At 61.5% G+C, this 20,494-nt stretch carries 18 protein-coding genes; 14 read left to right on the top strand and 4 right to left on the bottom strand.

Features of this window, described 5'->3' with window-relative positions:
* Positions 1-2 precede the first annotated feature (2 nt).
* The 5 genes from LK440_RS13100 to LK440_RS13080 all read left to right on the top strand — a co-directional run bounded on the left by LK440_RS13100 (position 3) and on the right by LK440_RS13080 (position 4,907).
* On the top strand, positions 3-827 hold the full coding sequence (locus tag LK440_RS13100; protein WP_005011954.1) for a cell division protein FtsQ/DivIB: 825 nt from the start codon (positions 3-5) through the stop codon (positions 825-827).
* Positions 828-831: 4 nt separating this feature from the next.
* Positions 832-2,058, top strand: coding sequence for a cell division protein FtsA (gene ftsA, locus LK440_RS13095; RefSeq protein ID WP_005011957.1), 1,227 nt, complete (start codon positions 832-834; stop codon positions 2,056-2,058).
* Between the two features lie 195 nt (positions 2,059-2,253).
* A complete protein-coding gene (ftsZ, locus tag LK440_RS13090) occupies positions 2,254-3,438 on the top strand; it encodes a cell division protein FtsZ (RefSeq protein ID WP_005011962.1) in 1,185 nt (394 codons plus the stop codon).
* 239 nt (positions 3,439-3,677) lie between these two features.
* Positions 3,678-4,601: a UDP-3-O-acyl-N-acetylglucosamine deacetylase gene (lpxC, locus tag LK440_RS13085; protein WP_005011965.1), complete on the top strand. Its 924-nt coding sequence runs from the start codon at positions 3,678-3,680 to the stop codon at positions 4,599-4,601.
* 90 nt (positions 4,602-4,691) lie between these two features.
* Positions 4,692-4,907, top strand: a complete 216-nt coding sequence (locus LK440_RS13080; protein ID WP_005011966.1) for a hypothetical protein — start codon at positions 4,692-4,694, stop codon at positions 4,905-4,907.
* A 36-nt stretch (positions 4,908-4,943) separates the two neighbouring features.
* On the opposite strand, the gene LK440_RS13075 is transcribed toward LK440_RS13080, so the two are convergent.
* On the bottom strand, positions 4,944-5,354 hold the full coding sequence (locus LK440_RS13075) for a flagellar hook-length control protein FliK (protein ID WP_025341337.1): 411 nt from the start codon (positions 5,352-5,354) through the stop codon (positions 4,944-4,946).
* A gap of 126 nt (positions 5,355-5,480) precedes the next feature.
* On the opposite strand from LK440_RS13075, the gene LK440_RS13070 reads away from it, so the two are divergent.
* The 3 genes from LK440_RS13070 (at position 5,481) to LK440_RS13060 (ending at position 10,081) form a co-directional block, all read left to right on the top strand.
* Positions 5,481-6,464: a M23 family metallopeptidase gene (locus LK440_RS13070; RefSeq protein ID WP_005011976.1), complete on the top strand. Its 984-nt coding sequence runs from the start codon at positions 5,481-5,483 to the stop codon at positions 6,462-6,464.
* 160 nt (positions 6,465-6,624) lie between these two features.
* Entirely contained in the window at positions 6,625-9,360 is a 2,736-nt protein-coding gene (gene secA, locus LK440_RS13065; RefSeq protein WP_005011978.1) for a preprotein translocase subunit SecA, read from the top strand.
* A gap of 1 nt (position 9,361) precedes the next feature.
* Positions 9,362-10,081, top strand: a complete 720-nt coding sequence (locus LK440_RS13060) for a VOC family protein (RefSeq protein ID WP_005011982.1) — start codon at positions 9,362-9,364, stop codon at positions 10,079-10,081.
* A 93-nt stretch (positions 10,082-10,174) separates the two neighbouring features.
* Here the strand turns inward: LK440_RS13060 and LK440_RS13055 are convergent, their stop codons facing one another.
* Both LK440_RS13055 and LK440_RS13050 read right to left on the bottom strand, forming a co-directional pair.
* Positions 10,175-10,294, bottom strand: a complete 120-nt coding sequence (locus tag LK440_RS13055; protein ID WP_080601048.1) for a DUF1993 family protein — start codon at positions 10,292-10,294, stop codon at positions 10,175-10,177.
* A complete protein-coding gene (locus tag LK440_RS13050) occupies positions 10,291-11,511 on the bottom strand; it encodes an ISL3 family transposase (RefSeq protein ID WP_005011985.1) in 1,221 nt (406 codons plus the stop codon). Before LK440_RS13050 ends, LK440_RS13055 begins: the two co-directional genes overlap by 4 nt.
* 278 nt (positions 11,512-11,789) lie before the next feature.
* Here LK440_RS13050 and LK440_RS13045 point away from each other — a divergent pair, with 278 nt between their 5' ends.
* The 5 genes from LK440_RS13045 to dnaG all read left to right on the top strand — a co-directional run bounded on the left by LK440_RS13045 (position 11,790) and on the right by dnaG (position 17,550).
* The gene (locus LK440_RS13045; RefSeq protein ID WP_005011987.1) at positions 11,790-12,947 is read left to right on the top strand and encodes an ATP phosphoribosyltransferase regulatory subunit; all 1,158 of its coding nucleotides are present in this window, start codon (positions 11,790-11,792) and stop codon (positions 12,945-12,947) included.
* Positions 12,948-13,023: 76 nt separating this feature from the next.
* On the top strand, positions 13,024-14,319 hold the full coding sequence (locus LK440_RS13040; RefSeq protein ID WP_005011989.1) for an adenylosuccinate synthase: 1,296 nt from the start codon (positions 13,024-13,026) through the stop codon (positions 14,317-14,319).
* A 125-nt stretch (positions 14,320-14,444) separates the two neighbouring features.
* Positions 14,445-14,984 carry a phosphoribosyltransferase gene (locus LK440_RS13035; protein ID WP_005011992.1) on the top strand — a complete coding sequence of 180 codons (540 nt, stop codon included), beginning with the start codon at positions 14,445-14,447 and terminating at the stop codon, positions 14,982-14,984.
* Between the two features lie 287 nt (positions 14,985-15,271).
* The gene (rpsU, locus tag LK440_RS13030; protein ID WP_005011993.1) at positions 15,272-15,484 is read left to right on the top strand and encodes a 30S ribosomal protein S21; all 213 of its coding nucleotides are present in this window, start codon (positions 15,272-15,274) and stop codon (positions 15,482-15,484) included.
* Positions 15,485-15,501: 17 nt separating this feature from the next.
* Positions 15,502-17,550: a DNA primase gene (gene dnaG, locus LK440_RS13025; RefSeq protein ID WP_005011994.1), complete on the top strand. Its 2,049-nt coding sequence runs from the start codon at positions 15,502-15,504 to the stop codon at positions 17,548-17,550.
* 14 nt (positions 17,551-17,564) lie between these two features.
* On the opposite strand, the gene LK440_RS13020 is transcribed toward dnaG, so the two are convergent.
* On the bottom strand, positions 17,565-17,801 hold the full coding sequence (locus tag LK440_RS13020; protein WP_135238889.1) for a hypothetical protein: 237 nt from the start codon (positions 17,799-17,801) through the stop codon (positions 17,565-17,567).
* Positions 17,802-18,216: 415 nt separating this feature from the next.
* On the opposite strand from LK440_RS13020, the gene rpoD reads away from it, so the two are divergent.
* Positions 18,217-20,487 (top strand): RNA polymerase sigma factor RpoD, encoded by a 2,271-nt coding sequence (gene rpoD / locus LK440_RS13015; RefSeq protein ID WP_005011996.1) that lies wholly within the window; start codon positions 18,217-18,219, stop codon positions 20,485-20,487.
* Positions 20,488-20,494 lie beyond the last annotated feature (7 nt).

Here is a 20,494-nt window from a genome sequence, read left to right as displayed (position 1 = left end):
CTGTGTGGAACGAGGCTCGCACCATCAACCTGATCGCCAACACGCTTGCCGTGCTGGCGGTTGCTGCCTTGCTGCTGTCTGGCGTGGCGTGGGTGGCGCAACGGCCCTATTTCAATCTGGCCGCCGTGGAGCTCGAGCCCATGCCGGACAGCGAGCTGCATTATGTGTCGCCCGGCGCGGTGCGCTCGGCCATTGCCGGCCGCTTCAAGGGCAATTTCTTTACCGTGGATCTGGACGAGGCACGCGAGATTTTCGAATCGGTGCCATGGGTGCGCCATGCCACCGTGCGCCGCATTTGGCCGAACATCCTGCGCGTGCGGGTCGAGGAGCAGCAGCCCCTGGCGCTCTGGAACGAAAACCAGATGATCAACACCTGGGGCGAGTCCTTCACTGCCAACACCGGCGAGTTGGAGGACGAGGATGCCTTGCCGCAGTTCGCGGGTCCGGATGGTGCGGAGAGCCTGGTGGTTCAGCGGTATGCGGAGCTGGCGCGCTGGTTCGCGCCGCTCGATCTGCACGTCAAGGAACTCGAATTGAGCCCGCGCTATGCCTGGAAAGCCGTGCTCTCCAATGGCATGACACTGGATCTGGGTCGCGATCCGGGTGCCGATGCACCCGACCCGCACGGTTTGCCCGGCGCGCTGCCGTTTGCCGCGCGCATCCAACGCTTCGTGCAAGTCTGGCCGGGTGTGGCCGGCCATCTGGAAGGGCGCACCGTGACGGGCGCGGACCTGCGTTACCCCAACGGCTTCGCCCTGGCGCTCGCGCCCTTGCCGCCGTCGGAAAACAAATCACATTCCAAATCGAAACCTGCCAAGAAAAATTGACGCCATGACCCGTGACATCAAGGACCTAATCGTCGCCCTCGATATCGGCACCAGCAAGGTGATTGCGGTGGTGGCCGAAATCCTGCCCGAAGGCCGCTTCGAAGTACTCGGGCTGGGGCAGCACGAGTCGCGCGGCATGCGCAAGGGCGTAGTGGTCAATATCGAGACCACCGTCAACTCCATTCAGCGCGCGCTCGAAGAAGCCGAGCTGATGGCAGATTGCAAAATCCGCGACGTCTATACCGGCATCGCCGGCAGCCACATCCGCTCTTTCAACTCGAGCGGCATGGTCGCGGTCAAGGACAAGGAAGTCACCGCGACCGACGTGGCGCGTGTGATCGAGACGGCCAAGGCGGTGAACATCCCGACCGACCAGCAGGTTCTGCATGTGCTGACGCAGGAATTCATCGTCGACGGCCAGGAAGATATCCGCGAGCCTATCGGCATGAGCGGCTTGCGCCTCGAGGTGCGCGTGCACATCGTCACCGGCGCGGTCAGCGCGGCGCAGAACATCGTCAAGTGCGTGCGCCGTTGCGGCCTGGAAGTCCAGGATCTGATCCTGCAGCCTCTGGCCTCCAGTCTTGCCTGCCTGACGGCAGACGAGAAGGAGCTGGGCGTGGTGCTGGTCGACATCGGAGGCGGTACCACGGATGTGGCCATCTTCACGGGCGGGGCCATCCGGCATACCGCTGTGATCCCCATCGCTGGTGACCAGATCACCAACGACATCGCGGCGATGCTGCGCACGCCCACGCCGGACGCTGAAGAAATCAAGCTGCGCTATGGCGTGGCCAAGCAGGTGCTGGCCAGCCCGGACGAGACCGTCGAGGTGCCTGGGCTGGGCGATCGTGGCCCGCGCCAGGTCAAGCGCCAGGCGCTGGGCGCGGTGATCGAGCCGCGTGTCGAAGAACTGTTTTCGCTGGTGCAACAGGTCGTGCGCGACTCCGGATACGAGGATCTGCTCGCCTCCGGTGTGGTGCTGACCGGCGGCTCGGCGCAACTGCCCGGGATGATCGAACTGGCCGAGGATGTGTTCCTCAAGCCGGTGCGCGTCGCGGTACCCGAGTACGAAGGCAGCCTGGCCGACGTGATGCGCAATCCGCGTTTCTCGACGGTGATGGGCTTGTTGCAGGAAGCGCGCATGCAGCGCGTGCGTGGCCGCAAGGTTGCCGCCCAGACAGGTAATTTCAAGAGCCTGCTGGCGCGCATGAAAGAGTGGTTCATGAATTGAGCAGGGGTGGGTGCGGGTCCATTCCTCGTTGTCAGCCGTGCAGCCTGCGGCCGGTGGCGGAAGAGGGAGCGTCCCAACTCCGTAGCGGATTGATAGCCAGTCGGCTGCGGAATTGAGGCGATAGAAAACAGGTTGTTGGGGATTTCGGCGTTTGGAAATCAGGCTTTTGGAAATCGGACTTGTGAGGGAGTCATCATGATCAACTTTGAGATGCTTGAGAACAACACCAAAGGGACCGTCATAAAGGTCGTGGGTGTTGGGGGGGCGGGCGGCAATGCCGTCGCGCATATGATCCGTAGCGGTGTGAGCGGCGTCGATTTCATCTGCGCCAACACGGATGCCCAGGCGCTGGCGGCGACCAACGCTCCGGTGCAGATTCGTCTGGGCCGTACGGGTCTGGGCGCAGGCGCCAAGCCCGAACAGGGTCGTGCGGCCGCCGAAACGGCGCGCGAGGAAATTCGTTCCGCCCTCAATGGCGCCCACATGGTGTTCATCACCGCGGGCATGGGTGGCGGCACCGGCACGGGGGCCGGCCCGGTTGTGGCGGAAGTCGCCAAGGAGCTGGGCATCCTGACGGTCGGTGTGGTAACCAAGCCGTTCACCTTCGAAGGCAACAAGCGCCTGAAGATGGCCGAAGAGGGCATCTCCGAACTGGGCAAGCACGTCCACTCGCTCATCGTGGTCCTCAACGAGAACCTCTATGAATTGATGGACGAGGAGGCCACGCAGGAAGACTGCTTCAAGTCGGCCGACGATATTCTGCACAACGCTTGCGCAGGCATTGCCGAGATCATCAATGTCGAAGGCAATGTGAACGTCGACTTCGAGGACGTCAAGACCATCATGGGCGAGCAGGGCCAGGCCATGATGGGCACGGCGACGGCCAGCGGCGCTGATCGCGCACGCGTGGCTGCCGAGAAGGCAATTGCGTGCCCGTTGCTCGAAGGCGTGGATCTGAACGGCGCTCGTGGCGTGCTGGTCAATATCACGTCGAGCCGCTCGCTGAAGATGCGCGAAACGCGCGAGATCATGGAAACCATCCGCAGCTACGCGTCGGATGACGCTACCGTGATCTTCGGGACGGCCTATGACGAAACCATGGGTGAAAACCTGCGCGTGACCGTCGTGGCAACGGGCCTGGGCCGCGCGGCGGCACGTCCGCAACTGGTGCAGACCGTCACGGAAGAGCTGCGCACGGGCACCGACAACATGCCGGCGGGTGGCATGCTGGCGGGCCAGAGTGGTGATTACCGCGGCCTGGATATGCCGTCGGTGATGCGCAATCCCCGTACCCAGGCTTCGGCCCAGGTGCGCGCGCTGGAAAGTTCGGGTATGGATCACTTCGATATCCCCGCCTTCCTGCGCAAGCAGGCTGACTGAGCGCAGCCGCGCCCGTCCCGCTACGGGCGCAGCACTCCCTCAACGCTCGTCTACCCCATCCCCAGGGTAGGCGAGCGCAGGAGCGTTGACGCCTTTAATTTGGGGTCGGATGCCAGCCGTATAGTGTTTCATTTACATGGCATGGGCAGGGCCCCGGGGTTACAATGCACGCATCAAGCTGACTGCATTCCTGCTGTTCAGGAGTCCGCTGAGGTTGGCAGGTCATAAAAGCACCCATTATGTTTCGACAGCGCACCATTCAAAATCTCGTCCGCACGACTGGCGTCGGCGTCCACTCCGGGCGGCGGGTTGAGTTGACCTTGCGCCCGGCGCAACCTAATACCGGTATCGTGTTTCACCGTGTGGATCTGCCCCAGGTGGTGGATCTGCCGGCGCAGGCAACCGGGGTGGGTGACACCCGCATGGCCTCCGTGCTGCAGCAGGGCAATGTGCGCGTCTCGACGGTCGAGCACCTGATGTCGGCGTTGGCGGGCCTGGGTATCGACAACCTGCATGTGGACCTGACGGCCGAAGAAGTGCCGATCATGGACGGTAGCGCCGCGACCTTCGTTTATTTGCTGCGCTCGGCCGGCATTGTCGAGCAGAACGCGCCCAAGCACTTCATTCGCGTGCTCAAGCCCATCGAAGTTCGCGAAGGCGAGGGCCGCAACGAAAAATGGGCCCGCCTGGAGCCGCACGAGGGCTTCGCGCTGGCGTTTTCGATCGATTTTCGCCACCCCGCCATCGATTCGACGGCCAATTTCGCCGAGATTGATTTTGCCACCCACTCTTACGTGCGTGAGATCGCTCGTGCCCGGACCTTTGGTTTCGTCAACGAGGTCGAGGCGCTGCGTTCCATGGGGCTGGCGCGCGGCGGCAGCCTGGACAACGCCATCGTGATGGACGAGTTTCGCGTCCTCAACAGCGACGGCCTGCGCTACGACGATGAGTTCGTCAAACACAAGATTCTCGACGCCATTGGCGACCTTTATCTGTTGGGCAAGCCGCTGGTGGCGCGTTATGTGGCGCAGAAATCCGGCCACGCTCTCAATAATCAGTTGGCGCGTGCTTTGCTCGAACAGCAAGACGCCTGGGAGCTGGTCACCTACGAGTCTCAAGCGGCAGCCCCTCAGGCTTTCCGTCACGAATGGAAGCTGGCCTGAGCCAGCAGGCAGTTCTAATTCTGTCCGAGCCTAGACGGCTCGCGATGAGGGGCCTGTGCAGGGCCCCTCGTTTTTTCTAATGATGGGTCCATGATGCGTCTGTCTCTGCTTTCTCTGCTGTTGCCAGTCTTGTTGGGCGCGTGTGCGTCGAATTATTCAACCACCGCAAACGGCATCAGCATCGCGGACGCCCCCAAGGCGATCAATCGTGTGTTCAGCGATTTTGACGGCCTGGTCGATGATGCCAACCGGGCGATCAACCGTTCCTTGAACGGCGACAGCAGCACGCAAGGCAAGACTAAGTAATCCGCGGCACAGCGGCGGCGGTTTGCCAGGGACGGATCAGCCTTTGGCTTTATGATGGCGCAGCAGCCGTGTCACCGCGTCGGCCAGCGGGCCGGGCGTCAATTGCTGTTGTAAGTCTTCGAACGCCTTGAGGGCCGTATCGCCCAAGGGCACGGCCTCTTTCGGGGGGCGGGGTGCTCGTTGTCCGGGCCGTGGCATTCCGGCTTGAATACGGACGCTAATTTCGTTAAGGTTCCAGCCTTGCGAGGAGAGTGCCTGTGCAATGCGCGGGGCCATCTGACGCAATTTGGCTGCATGCGCCGGCCCGGGCACCGCAAGCTGCAAGCGTTGGTTTTCCAGCTTCGCCACCACGCACAGCGTGCCCAGCGCAGGCGGCAGCACCGCTGCTACGGCCTGCTGAATCTGCAAATGCGTACGCGCCGTCGCCAGGACACCGGCGCCACGCATATCGTGACCCAGCCAGCCCAGAGCGGTACGATCGCCGGGCTTGCTGGTCGAGGAACGCGAGCGGGATGAAGGTTGTCTATTCATACCGTTCCATATTAGTAGGATGCAACCTTGAAGGTAGTGATTATGCACGCCCGGGCAGGGCAGGACCGGCATTTCACCGTCGGCGGTGGGCGTCTGGCCTTGCTCATGGGGCTGGCGCTGTTGGCCGCAGCCGTGTTCGGGGCGGGCATGCAGCGTTTGCTTTTTGGCGCGTCAGCTTCGCCCTACACGGTGGATTGGCCTTCCTATGCACGGTCGCAAGCCAATCGGGACGCGGATTTCATGCGCGAAAACGTCAACATGCTGGCCTCCAAGGTCGGCATGTTGCAGGCCAAGCTCGTCAGCATAGACGGTTTGGGCCGCCGCGTGGCGGAGATCGCCGGTTTGCAATACACCGGCGCCGAGGCCGCTGCCCCGGCTGCGCCGCTGGACGAGGCGACCCACGTCATGGACGATCTGTTTACCGATCGTCAGCCTCCCACGCCGGAGTCCGCCGAGGCGCTGGGCCGCCAGCTCGACGATATCCAGGCTCGCCTGGCCGAGCAGGCCGACAATCTCAAGTTGCTGGACGCGGCATTGACCAGCCACTCGGCCGAGCAGGCTCGTGTGCCGACGGCCATGCCTATCCGCGACTATCCCTATCTGAGTTCCTCCTATGGCTGGCGGCGCAACCCGGTGACGGGGCGGTACGCCATGCATGAAGGGCTGGACTTCTCCGCCCCGCCGGGCACGCCCATTCTGGCGGCGTCGGGCGGCGTGGTGTTGCTAGCCAAGGGGCAGCCCGGCTACGGCAACATGGTCGAAATCGACCATGGCAATGGCCTGATCACTCGCTACGCGCATGCCTCCCGGCTACTGGTCAAGGCAGGCGATGTGGTCGAGCGAGGGCAGGAGGTTGCCCGCGTGGGGTCGTCCGGCCGCTCCACCGGCCCGCATCTGCATTTCGAGGTGCGCCTGGCGGGCCAGCCGCTGGACCCGCGCCTGTTTCTCGGCTCTCAGAATACCGTGGCGCCCGTCGTCGCTCAGGCCCAGCAGGCCAGGGGCGCGGCCACGACCGCCGCTCCCTGAGAGGGTTCGCCGCGCTCGCGGCGGATTATTGCGCTCCAGTGCGTTAAACTGGATTGTTTCCTAGCGGGGATCCCGCTTAACCAGACACAGATAATATCGGCATGGGCGTGGCCGCCGCATAGCTTGCGGATGTCGCGCTCCGTGGCCGTCCCCGACACGCATGGTTTCTCTGCTCAAAAAACTCATTGGCAGCCGCAACGACCGGCTGCTCAAGCAGTACCGCAAGCTGGTCGTCCAGATCAACAATCTTGAGCCGCAGATCTCCGCTCTCTCCGATGAGGCGCTGCAGGCCAAGACGCAGGAATTCCGTGACCGTCATGCCAAGGGCAGTTCCCTGGATGACTTGCTGCCCGAGGCCTTTGCCGTCGTGCGTGAAGCGGGTAAGCGCGTATTTGGCATGCGCCACTTCGACGTGCAGTTGCTCGGCGGCATTGCTTTGCACAGCGGCAAGATCGCGGAAATGCGCACGGGCGAGGGCAAGACCCTCATGGCCACGCTGCCGGTCTACCTCAATGCCATCGCCGGCAAGGGCGTGCATGTGGTGACGGTCAATGATTACCTGGCGCGCCGCGATGCCGACTGGATGGGGCGGCTGTACCGTTTCCTGGGCATGAGCACGGGCGTGGTGGTGCCGCAGCAACCCAACGACGAAAAGATTGCCGCCTACCGTGCCGACATCACGTATGGCACCAACAATGAATTCGGCTTTGACTACCTGCGCGACAACATGGAGTATCGCGTCGAGGACCGACGCCAGCGCGCGCTGAATTACGCGATTGTCGACGAGGTGGACTCCATCCTGATCGATGAGGCGCGCACGCCGCTCATCATCTCCGGGCAGGCCGAAGACCACACCGAACTTTATGTGCGCATGAATGCCGTGCCGCCGCTGCTCAAGCGCATGGCCGGCGAGCCCAAGCCGCAGGAGCCCGAGCCCGAAGGCGATTATTGGGTCGATGAAAAGAGCCAGCAGGTTTACCTGTCTGAGGCCGGTCACGAGAGCGCGGAGAAAATCCTCTCGCGCGTCGGTCTGCTGCCGGACGGCGAGTCGCTCTATGACCCGCGCCACATCGCGCTCATGCATCACCTGATGGTGGCGCTGCGTGCACATACCCTGTTTTTCCGCGATCAGCTGTACGTGATTCAAGATGGCGAAGTCGTCATCGTTGACGAGTTCACCGGCCGCCTCATGGTCGGCCGCCGCTGGTCAGATGGCCTGCATCAGGCCGTCGAAGCCAAGGAAGGCGTCAAGATCCAGCACGAGAACCAGACGCTGGCGTCGATCACCTTCCAGAATTACTTCCGCATGTACGAGAAGCTCTCGGGCATGACGGGCACGGCGGACACCGAGGCTTATGAGTTCCAGGAGATTTACTCCCTGGAGACGGTCATCATCCCGACCAATAAGCCGATGAAGCGCAAGGACCAGAACGATCAGGTCTTCAAGACGCACGAAGAGAAATACAACGCCATCCTCAACGACATTCGTGATTGCCACGAGCGCGGGCAACCCGTGCTCGTGGGTACCACCAGCATCGAGAATTCGGAGCTGTTGTCCGGGTTGCTCAAGCAGGCCAAGCTGCCGCACGAAGTGCTCAATGCCAAGCAGCATGCTCGTGAGGCCGAGATCGTCGCCGAGGCGGGCAAGCCCGGGCACATCACCATCGCCACGAACATGGCTGGCCGTGGTACCGACATCGTGCTGGGTGGCAGTGTCGATAAGCAGATCGACCTGATCCGTGCCGATGAAGCACTCAGCGAGGCAGACAAGGCGGCACGCGTCGACGCGGTGCGCCAAGGCTGGAAGCCGCTGAACGAGCAGGTCAAGGCCGCAGGCGGTCTGCGCATCATCGGCACCGAGCGCCACGAGTCGCGCCGCATCGACAACCAGTTGCGCGGCCGTGCCGGGCGCCAGGGCGATCCAGGCTCCTCGCGTTTTTATCTGTCGCTCGAGGATTCGCTCATGCGCATCTTCGCCGGCGACCGGGTGCGCGCCATCATGGAGCGGCTCAAGCTGCCCGAAGGCGAGCCCATCGAGGCGGGCATGGTGACGCGCTCGATCGAGACGGCGCAACGCAAGGTCGAAGGCCGCAACTTCGACATTCGCAAGCAACTGCTCGAGTATGACGATGTCGCCAACGATCAGCGCAAGGTGATCTACGCGCAGCGTAACGATGTGCTGGAGGCCGGCTCCATCAGCGACTCTATCGAGAGCCTGCGCGATGCCGCCGTGACCGAAGTGTTCCGTTCTTTCGTGCCGGCCGAGTCGGTCGAAGAACAATGGGACATCCCTGGGTTGCAAACCACCCTGGCGGGTGATTGGCAACTGCAGTTGCCATTGACCGACATGGTCGAGGCCGAGCCCAACCTGACCGACGAAGAACTGCTCGAGCGCGTGTTGCAGGCCGCTCGCGAGGTCTATCGCGGCAAGGCCGACCTGGTGGGTGCGGAGTCCTGGGGCCAGTTCGAGCGTTCGATCATGCTGCAGTCGATCGACACCCACTGGCGCGAGCATCTGTCGGCGCTGGATTATCTGCGCCAGGGTATTCATCTGCGCGGTTACGCCCAGAAAAATCCCAAGCAGGAATATAAGCGCGAGGCCTTCGAGTTGTTCTCGGGCATGCTCGATCGTATCCGCGATGACGTGGTGCGTGTGCTCATGACCGTGCGCGTGCAGTCGACCGAACAGGTCGAGCAGGCCGAGGCCGAGGCAGCGCAATCGCACGTGCAAAATGTGCAGTACCACCATTCTGACTACGACGAAGCGCTGGCCAGCGATGCGCAGCCGCAAGGCCAGGAGCCGGCGCGCAACGTCCTGCCCAAGGTGGGCCGTAACGACCCTTGCCCTTGCGGCAGCGGCAAGAAGTACAAGCAGTGCCACGGCAAACTGACCTGATATGTTGAGCGACCCCGGCCGCACGGAGTTCGATCACGCCGTCATCATGGTGCGTGATCGGCTCGACGCGCTCGCGCCCGATTACGAGCGGCAGGGTTTTCGGTTCAGCGACAAGGCGGTGCACAATCTGGGTTCGTGCAATCAGCTCATCGTCCTGGACGATAGTTATATCGAGTTGCTGGGCTGGCCGCCTGGTGCGCCGCCGGCGCGCAAGGAGATCGCCGACTCGCTGCCGGGCCTGGAGGCCCTTGTGTTTCGCAGCGCCGATGCGCAAGCGACATACGAGCGCCTGCGCGAGGCGGGGTTTGCAGTCAATCCGGTCCAGGAACTGACCCGGACGGCGCACGTGGGAGGCCGCGAGATGCAAGCGCGGTTTCATACGGTGCGGTTTGCGGAGCAGCCCATCGCTGGGCTGCGCATGTATTTCTGCCGCCACCTCACGCCCGAGTGCGTGTGGGCGCCGGAATTCATGACCCATGCCAACGGTGCGTACAGCCTGGTGCGCATCGATGTGCGCGCGGCCGACGCCCAGATGGTGGCCTGGCGCCTGGCGCTGGTGGCCGATGCCGAGGTGCAGGCCGCCGATGAGGGCTGGGATGTCGTGCTGGCCAATCTGCGCATCCATGTTGCCGACGATGACACCGTGGCGGCGCCCACGCTCAGCACACTGACGTTGGCCTACCGGGACGGCTCGCAGCGGGAGCTGACCACGGCACTCTGACACCGTGATTGGCCGCACGCCACGGCTCGTCTCATCGGCCCTCGCCAACCTGGTTCGACGCAGGCCGCGAGGGTTTTTCTATGGTAAGTGGTGTTAGTGAGACGGTTTTTCGGCAATCGGATACGGGCCAAGGTAGTCCCGCTTGCCTATGTTTACGCCCGAATGGCGCAGGACATCGTAGGCCGTGACGAGGTGGAAATAAAAATGGTTCATCGAGGAATACCGGGGAATGCAGACCGGATCTTGAGGAAGAAGTACTCCTGATCGCGGTAGCCGTAGGCGCGGCGCTTGATGACTTTGATGGTGTTGTTGATGCCCTCGACGATGCTGGTGTTGAGCCGGTGGCGACAGCGAGACAGAATCCCGTGCAGATAGGCTTTTAGCTTGAGCGCGAAGTGAGCCAAGGCGGCGATGCCGCTGCCCTGAGCCTGTTGCAGCCAGTGATCCCATGCCTGGCGGGCGTAGCCGGGGTGTTGGTAGAACCACAGCTGTTTGAGCTCATCGCGCATCAGATAAGCGGTGAGCAAGGGCTGGTTGGCCTGGAGCAACTCGTCCAACTTTACCGATTGGCACGGATCGAGGTTTTTGCGATTGCGCAGCAGTAGCCAGCGACTGGACTTGATCACCCGGCGGGCCGGCTTGTCGTGCCGCAACTGGTTCGCTTGGTCTACACGCACCCGGTCTATCACTTCACGGCCGTACTTGGCCACGACGTGGAACAGGTCGTAGACGATCTCGGCGTTGGGGCAGTTGGCCTGGATCTCCAGCTCATAGGCCGTCGTCATGTCGATCGCTACGGCCCGGATCTGCTGGGCAACTCCTGTTGGCAGTTGTTCGAAGAAGGCTCTGGCCGTCTCGCGCGAGCGGCCATCACCGATCCATAGCACCTGACGGCGGATCGGATCGACAACGACCGTGGCATAACGATGGCCCTTGTGTAGAGCGAACTCGTCCATCGCTAGGTAGTGGATCTGGCTCCAGTCCGGCTCTTGGATCGCCCGTCGCAGCAGGGCCTTGTCCAGCGCCTTGACCGTGTGCCAACCCAGTTGGAAGAAGCGCGCCACGGCCAGAATGTTGCTGGACTCAAGCAACTGGCTGACCGCCTCGGCCAGCCGGTCGGTCACTCGCTGGTAACGGCCCAGCCAGCTCAGCCTCTCCAGATGCGGTCCACCGCACTGCTCGCACCAGACCCGCCGACGCGGCACTACCAGCGTCACTCGCAGCGCCATTAGCGGCAGATCCCGCACCCGGCGCGTGGTCGTCTCATGCACCTGCCGACATCGGTTGCCGCAGTGCTCGCAGTGCATCGTTCGCGCTGAAGGCTTCAGGTAAATCGTGACCGTCCGGCTCTCACCTTCAGGCCACACGACCCGCTCCACCCGATAACCTTCCCACCCACCCAACCTCTCGATCGTCTTGCGGTCCAGCATGATCCCGGCCTTGATCCTTGAAAAATCAAGGATCAAGCGTAACGGCAATCAAGCACGGCTCCACGCTATTCCACGATGAACCAAAAAAATGGGGTCGAATTGAAACGCATGCAGTGACTAGCGGCGGTCTGGCTGGCTAGGCCATGCTGGCCGATCCATGTACAATACCGCGTAAGCTAGAAAACTTTCCGCAAGGCTGAGCGGGCTTACGCCCGCTCAGCCTTTTTTCGTTTGGGCGACGCCTTCGCAGGGTCGAAGCATTTTCAGAGTGCATATTCATGGGTAACTGGTTGCTGCCCGAAGGCCTGGCCGACGTTTTACCGGCAGAGGCCCGGCGCATCGAAGAGTTGCGTCGTGAGCTGCTCGATCTCTACCGTACATACGGATTCGAGCTGGTCGCGCCTCCTCTGGTTGAGTACATCGATTCGTTACTGTCCGGCATGGGCAGCGACCTGAATCTGTACACCTGCAAGTTGATCGATCAACTCTCTGGCCGCACCCTGGGCGTGCGTGCGGATATGACGACTCAGGTCAGTCGTATCGACGCCCATTTGCTCAATCGCGAGAGCGTCACGCGGTTGTGCTACTGCGGCTCTGTGCTGCATGCACGCGCGGCCGATCTGCTGTCGAGCCGCGAGTTGCTGCAGATAGGTGCCGAGATTTATGGGCATGCGGGTTTCGAGGCGGACCTCGAAATCGTGCAGTTGGTGCTTGAAACGGTGGGTATTGCCGGAGTGTCGCGGCCGAGGTTGGACCTCAGCCACCCGGGTGTGGTCAAGGCGCTGTTCGATGCCGACCCCGCTGCAGCGGCCAAAGCCGATCTCATCATCACTCTGTTGCGCGAGAAAGACGTGGCGGGTTTGGCCGAACTCGAGCATGCCGAGCCGGCCTTGCAGGCGACGACGCTGCGTGGGCTGGCACTACTGCCGCGTCTGTATGGGCAGATCGACGTCATCGCCCGGGCACGCCAAGAGCTGCCGGCTTTGCCCGCACTCGTTGCGGCGCTGGATGAGCTCGAGCGCCTGGCTCGGGCGGTGCCCGACGTGGCGCTCGGTCTGGATCTGGCTGATGTTGGCGGCTATGGCTATCACTCGGGGGTGACTTTCGCGCTGTACGCCGAGGGTTGGCATGATGCATTGGTGCGTGGCGGGCGTTACGACGACGTCGGTCGCGCATTCGGCCGGGCTCGCCCGGCTACGGGTTTCAGTCTGGATCTGCGCAAATTGGCAGCCGGGCTGACTCCGGCGGAGCCCGGGCGTGCCATCCGCGCGCCCTGGGGGCAGGACCCCGCCCTGACTGGAGCGGTGCGTGCGCTGCGTCAGTCGGGCGAAATCGTCGTTCAGGTCTTGCCCGGCCACGAGCATGACCAGGACGAGTTCGTTTGCGATCGCGAGCTTGCGCTGCAGGACGGCGCCTGGACGATCAAAGCGCTGTGACTAACTCCCTTCCTAATGAGGAAGGGCCGCGGGGAGATTTCCGGATTTCCCGAGAAACTCGATATTGATTCATAACATGAGCAAGAACGTAGTGGTGATCGGCACCCAATGGGGTGACGAGGGCAAAGGCAAGATCGTCGATTGGCTGGCTGAGTCCGTCCAGGGCGTAGTGCGCTTTCAGGGCGGCCATAATGCTGGCCACACGCTGTGGATCAACGGCAAAAAGACGATTCTGTGTTTGATTCCGTCGGGCATCATGCACCCCGGTGTGACCTGCTATATCGGCAACGGCGTCGTGCTTTCGCCCGAAGCGCTGCTCAAGGAAATCGAAGAGCTCGAAGCCGCCGGTCTGGATGTCCGTTCGCGCCTGCAAATTTCCGAAATTTGCCCGCTGATTCTTCCGTACCATGTGGCCATCGACAAGGCTCGGGAGGCTCGCAAGGGCGACGGCAAGATCGGCACGACTGGGCGTGGTATCGGCCCGGCTTACGAAGACAAGGTGGCGCGCCGAGCACTGCGCGTACAGGATCTGTTTACGCCCGATATCTTCGACGCCAAGCTGGCTGAGGTGCTCGACTATCACAACTTCGTACTCACCAAGTACCTTGGTGCCGAAGCCGTGTCCGCCAATGAGGTGCGTGATCAGGCCATGGCGCTTGCGCCGGCCATCCAGCCCATGGTGCGAGATGTCTCCAGCAGCCTCTACCTGGCCCAGGAGCAAGGTGCCAACTTCCTGTTCGAAGGTGCGCAAGGCGCGTTGCTGGATGTGGATCACGGCACCTATCCCTACGTCACCAGCAGCAACTGCCTGGCAGGCGCGGCATCGGCAGGCGCCGGTGTTGGCCCGCAGGCACTGAACTACGTGCTCGGTATCACCAAGGCCTACACCACGCGCGTCGGCTCGGGGCCGTTCCCGACCGAGTTGCTCGACGAGATCGGCACTCGTTTGGCGACGGTCGGCAAGGAGTTCGGTTCGGTTACGGGCCGCCCGCGCCGCTGCGGCTGGTTTGATGGGGCCGCGCTCAAGCGTTCGGTCCGCCTGAACGGCATTTCCGGCTTGTGTATCACCAAGTTGGACGTTCTAGATGGTCTGGAGACTCTCCAGTTGGGCGTGGGCTATCGTGTCAACGGCGAATTCCGTGACGTGCTGCCCTATGGCGCGCATGCTGTGGCGCAGGCTGAACCTGTACTCGAAGAGTTGCCCGGCTGGTCGGAATCGACGGTCGGCATCACCGAGTACAGCAAGTTGCCCGCCAATGCTCGCCGCTATCTGGAGCGTGTAGCTGAGGTCTGCGGTGTGCCCATCGATCTGGTGTCGACCGGCCCGGACCGCAACGAAACCATTGTTTTGCGTCATCCTCTGAAGGGCTGATCGCCTCGGTTTGGGGCATCCGGCGCTGCGCCACTGGCGCGCGTCGGGTTATTATTACGCACGGCCGCCGCGGCAATTCGCCGCCGGCGGCCTTTTCGTATTTTCCAGCAGGAGTTTAAGCGCCTATGAGCTCGCCACAAAATGACGACAGCCATGTCTGGGTGACCTGGGACGACTACCACCGATTGATCGAGAAACTGGCCCTGCAGGTGTTTCAATCCGGCTGGCAGTTTGACCAGATTCTGTGCCTAGCCCGCGGCGGTGTCCGTGTCGGGGATGTTATGTCCCGAATTTATGATGTGCCCTTGGGCATATTGGCTACCAGCAGTTATCGCGAGGCCGCCGGCACCAAGCAGGGTGACCTGGATATTGCCCAGTTCATCACCATTACCCGCGGCACGTTGGCCGGCCGAGTGTTGCTGGTGGACGACATGGTCGATACCGGTATGACCTTCAATAAGGTGTTCAATCACCTCAAGGAGCAGTTCCCTGCCATTACCGAGCTCAAGAGCGCGGTGTTGTGGTGGAAGGGACATTCGCAGGTCACTCCCGACTATTTCGTCGATAAGCTGCCGACCAATCCGTGGATACATCAGCCGTTCGAAGACTACGACAGCCTGCGCCCGCACCAACTCGAGTCCTGGGTGCGCAAGGGTAATCGTTAGGGAAGGCCGGGTGGGCCTCTGGTCAAAGCCTGCGCTATCGTGCTAGAATCACTGGTTATCGCTAAACCGAACCTGGCGCTCGTTTCCCGCGTACCGATTAGTCGGCCTCATACTTGGGTGACAACGCTACGGAAACAGCCGCGGTGGCTTATGGCCACCCGGGAGCGACCCGGCTAGCCGGGAATGCCGGTTTTTTCCTTTGCCTGCAATACGTATTTGTGGGGAAGGGGGATTGCCGGTTTGGCCAGGTTTGTTAATCAATCGTTATTACCCAAGATACTGAATTTATGCCTATCGTTCGACTGAAGGAAAACGAGCCGTTTGAAGCCGCTCTGCGTCGCTTCAAGCGCACCATCGAAAAAAACGGTTTGCTCACCGAACTGCGTTCGCGCGAGTTCTATGAGACGCCTACGGCCGAGCGTAAGCGCAAGCACGCTGCCGCGGTGAAGCGCCATTACAAGCGGATTCGTAGCCAGCAATTGCCCCCGCGCATGTATTGATCTGATTCCCGAATCTATTGATTCCTGAATCGTTCATACAAGATTTGCTCGCCCGGGTCGACGTAGTCGACGTTATCGGGCGATATGTGCAGTTGCGCAAGGGCGGGGCCAACCTGCTTGGCCTGTGCCCCTTTCACAACGAGAAAAGCCCGTCTTTTACCGTCAGTCCAACCAAACAGTTTTATCACTGCTTCGGTTGTGGAGCCCATGGTAGCGCCATCACCTTTTTGATGGAGCACACGGGTGCGAATTTCCCCGAGGCCGTGCGTACGCTCGCCGCCTCGGCGGGAATGACGGTTCCCGAAGAATCTCGCAGCCCACGCCAGCAAGCCGAATCGGCTCGCCGCAAAGCCGAGGTTTCGCGTCATACCCAGGTTCTCGATGCCGCCCAGGCGCATTATTTGCGGCTGCTTCGCAGCTCGCCGGACGCCATCGCCTATCTGAAGCAGCGGGGGTTGACCGGGTCTGTCGCCAAGGCCTTTGGTCTGGGATGGGCTGGCACCGATCGGCATGGCCTGGCCAAAGTATTCGACAACTACGATGATCCGACGCTGGTAGAGGCCGGCCTGGTAATCGAGTCGGAGGATGGGCGGCGTTATGACCGCTTCCGGGAACGCGTCATGTTCCCCATCCGCAATACGCGGGGTAGCCTGATTGGCTTTGGTGGCCGGATAATCGGCAAGGGCGAGCCCAAGTACCTCAACTCACCGGAGACGCCGGTCTTCAGCAAAGGTCATGAGCTCTATGGCCTGTGGGAGGCTCGGCTAGCCATCCGCCAGGAAGGCGTGGTGATTGTCGTTGAAGGCTATATGGATGTGGTCGGCTTGGCGCAGTTGGGCATTGGTAATGCCGTAGCTACGCTGGGTACGTCGACGACGCCAGACCACGTCAAGAAACTTCTGCGCACCAGCGACAAAGTCGTTTTCAGTTTTGATGGCGACGCTGCCGGACGGCGTGCGGCGTGGCGGGCGTTACAGGCATGTCTGCCCGTCTTGCGCGACGATATTGCCATTCGTTTTCTCTTTCTGCCGGCCGAGCACGACCCGGACTCCTATGTGCGGGAGTTTGGTGCCGAAGCGTTTCGCGAGCAGATGGGGCAGGCCAGCGCCTTATCGAGGTTTTTGCTCGACGAGCTGGCCTCTCGCCACAATCTGGGCGAGGCCGAAGGGCGGGCCAGTTGCCTGCATGAGGCCAAGCCTTTGTTGGCGGGTATTCCGGAATGCGGGTTGAAGACGCAGATCGAGCGCGAGTTGGCCAGGCTGGTGCAACTGACGCCTGAGGAAATGAGCCAGGCGCTGGCGCAATTTGCCGCACAAATGCAGGCTCAGGCGGCGGCTCGTCAGCAGGTGCAGGCGGGTCAGATGCCTGCGGAGACGGTGATGCCGGCCGTCGTTGGCCGCAGCGATAGCGCCGTACGCGTCGATGAGCCGCCACCCGATTGGGCCTATGAGCCTATTTCCGATGCAGATCACGACGTGTACTCCGTGGGTGCTATGGGTGATGGGGGCGGCTGGCACAGCGGCAGCAAGCCGCAGGCGGGATACAAGTCCCGCGGCGACTGGAAAGGCAAGGGCGAGCGCAAAGGTGACTGGAAAGGACGTGGACGCCGGGATGATGTTGGCGGCTACGAAGGCCGGCGGGTCATGCCTTCGCTGGCCCGGCGGTTGTTGTGCCTGTTGTTGGCGCATCCCGAGTTGGTCGACACCATGGGTGATCAGCAACTTGAAGTCATCGACCATGGCCCCAATCTAGGTCTTGTACGCGACCTGATCGTCTTGGCCCAGGCCAGCGGAGCACGCCATGTCGGCGCGCTCATGGAGGCTGCCGATCCGGATTCGGACCTTTATGTCGTGCTAAAGGGCTTGCGCGCCGACATGATGGCCCAGGAGGATCTTCCCGAGCCGCTGACGGAGTGGAACGACGCGTTGCGTCGTATCGAGATCGATATCTTGCGCGGTGATATGACGAGTCTGGTCAACGAAGGTCTGCAGACGGAGGAGGCGCGCAAGCGTTATGCCGAACTCCGCCAGCGTTTGGCGGTCTTAAGTACAGCGGGTTTGCGATAAAAGTACGGTAAAATTTAGGGTTTTTCTTCAAGCGCCTTGATGGCGGCATGAGTGGCGCGCTGCATACCGCTACGTCTGCTGCAATTGCCGTGGCTTTTGAGCAGAAAATTCGAATTCTCGTAGATCGGTCTCAAATTTGAGCCGGTTTGCAATGTTGGAAGGGCGTTTGCCAGTATGTGGGGGCGCCTGGCAGTAGAGCACAGCAGTGGTTTTTGTGCGGCAGGCTGGTATTGCGTCAGGTAAGTGCGCATACTTGTGTGATGCGAACCTGTTTATTTGATGGGCGCGCCGCGCCGAACCATTGTATTTAGTATCGATAGCTAGAAGGTGGGTCGTGCAATTCACGTCCGTCCGGCTGGTGGCATCGAGGTTGGACGTTGAGTCCGTATGGCAAGCGAGGAGGGCCTTGGCCCCCGCTTAGCCCCGCCTGTAGCAGGCAACGACAGCGTTCCCGATGTCCTGGCCGGATAGTCATGGATGAAACTGCGACTTGGACGATTTCCGGGCCCGAGGGCCAGAGGAAAGCTTCCGGGGCTATAAGGCCTGATCCGCGCCCAACGCGGACTTGCGGTTTCTGCCTGTCCCACCCGTTTTACCCGCCAACCGGCCCCGTCCGGCGCGCGGTGCACCAAACCCCAACGGGTTGCGACGACTACGGAAGCGACTATGACCAAATCCACCGGCAAAACCTCATCTGCGATCGAAGCGGCTGACGCCTCCTCCACGACGGCTTCTAAGCGGGCCGTCAGCATGGCGGCGGAAAAAGCGCCCGCCAAGACGGCGGTGAAGGTCGCCAAGACCGCAACCAAGACAGCGGCCAAAAAGGCTGCCAAGCCGGCTGCTGCTGCAGGTGAAAAAACTACCAAGGTACGAGCCAAGAAGGCCGAAGACAAACTGGCTGATCTGGTCGGCGCGCCCGCTGCAGGGCGTGTGCCCAGCGGCCGTCGCCCCGGACGCCCGGCCAAGAATGCCAACAACGATAGCGACTCCTTTGACGATGCAATGGACGGCGAAGGCGAAGTCGTGCCTGACTTCAAGCCGGCCAAGCGTGGAGGCAAGCGTGGCAAGGGAGATCCCAAAGAGCTCCTGGCCCGCGGCCCCGTCTCGCCCGAGGAATATGAAGCTCGCCGCAACCGCCTCAAGCAGCTGATCAAGCTGGGCAAAGACCGCGGCTACCTTACTTACGGCGAAATCAACGATCATCTGCCAGACGATCTGGTCGACGCCGAGGCCATCGACGGCATCATCAGTACCTTCAGCGACATGGGTATCTCGGTCTATGACCAAGCCCCGGACGCCGAAACGCTGCTGATGAGCGAAAACGCGCCTGTGGCTTCCAACGACGACGACGTCGAGGATGAGGCCGAAGCCGCGCTGACTACGGTTGATTCTGACTTCGGCCGCACCACCGACCCTGTGCGTATGTACATGCGCGAAATGGGCTCGGTAGAGTTGCTCACGCGTGAAGGCGAAATTGAAATCGCCAAGCGAATCGAAGATGGCCTCAAGCACATGGTCATGGCCATTTCCGCTTGTCCCACTACCATCAACGAAATCCTTGCCCATGCCACCCGCGTGCGCGAAAGCCAGGCGCAGATCGACGAGGTCGTCGACGGTCTGGTCGATCCGGAAGACGGCGAAGAGTACGCTGGCGCGGGTGTGAGCGCCGACGAAGACGAGGGCGATGATGGCCCGGCCGGCGGCATGTCCAGCAAGCAGCTGGAAGACCTGCGCGTCAAGGCCTTGGCTAAGTTCGATGAGGTGTCCAAGCAGTTCGATCGCATGCGCCAGTCGTACGAAAAAGACGGCTATCGCTCCGAAATCTACGTCACGGCCCAGGAGACCATCCAGAACGAGCTGATGGGTATCCGCTTCACGGCCAAGATGGTCGAGAAGCTGGCCGATACGCTGCGCAACCAGGTCGAAGAGGTTCGTCAGCTCGAGCGTGCCGTGCTCCACACCTGCGTGGATCGTGCCGGCATGCCGCGCTCGCACTTCCTGAAAGTCTTCCCCGGCAACGAAACCAATCTGCAGTGGATCATCGAGGAGGTGGCTGCGGGTCACCCCTATGCCGAGACACTGGAACGCCAGATCCCAGCCGTGCAGGAGTTGCAGCAAAAGCTTATTGACCTGCAAACGCGCGTCGTGCTGCCGCTCAAGGACCTCAAGGATGTCAATAAGCGCATGGCCACTGGCGAAGCCAAGGCTCGCAAGGCCAAGCGCGAAATGACCGAGGCCAACTTGCGCCTGGTCATCTCCATTGCCAAGAAGTACACCAACCGAGGTCTGCAGTTCCTGGATCTGATCCAGGAAGGCAACATCGGTTTGATGAAGGCGGTGGATAAGTTCGAATACCGCCGTGGCTATAAGTTCTCGACCTATGCCACCTGGTGGATTCGCCAGGCCATTACGCGTTCTATCGCCGACCAGGCGCGTACCATCCGTATCCCGGTTCACATGATCGAAACGATCAACAAGATGAACCGGATCAGCCGTCAGATTCTGCAGGAAACGGGTGCCGAGCCCGATCCGGCAACTCTGGCGCAGAAGATGGACATGCCTGAGGATAAAATCCGGAAGATCCTGAAGATCGCCAAAGAACCGATCTCCATGGAAACGCCGATCGGCGACGATGATGACTCACATCTGGGTGATTTCATCGAGGATACGTCGACCCTGGCGCCTTCGGACGCGGCGCTGCATGGTTCCATGCGCGATGTCGTCAAAGAAGTGTTAGACTCCCTGACCCCGCGTGAAGCCAAGGTTTTGCGCATGCGTTTTGGTATCGAAATGAGTACCGACCAGACGCTCGAGGAAGTTGGTAAACAATTTGACGTCACCCGCGAGCGGATTCGTCAGATCGAGGCTAAGGCACTGCGCAAATTGCGCCACCCCAGCCGCGCCGACAAGCTCAAGAGCTTCCTGGAAGGGCAGTAAGTTTTAA

The sequence above is a fragment of the Bordetella holmesii genome (genome assembly GCF_020735985.1).
In the GTDB taxonomy this organism is placed as follows: domain Bacteria; phylum Pseudomonadota; class Gammaproteobacteria; order Burkholderiales; family Burkholderiaceae_B; genus Bordetella; species Bordetella holmesii.
Note: the sequence above shows the minus strand (reverse complement) of the source record. Positions and strands in the feature narration are given on the sequence as shown.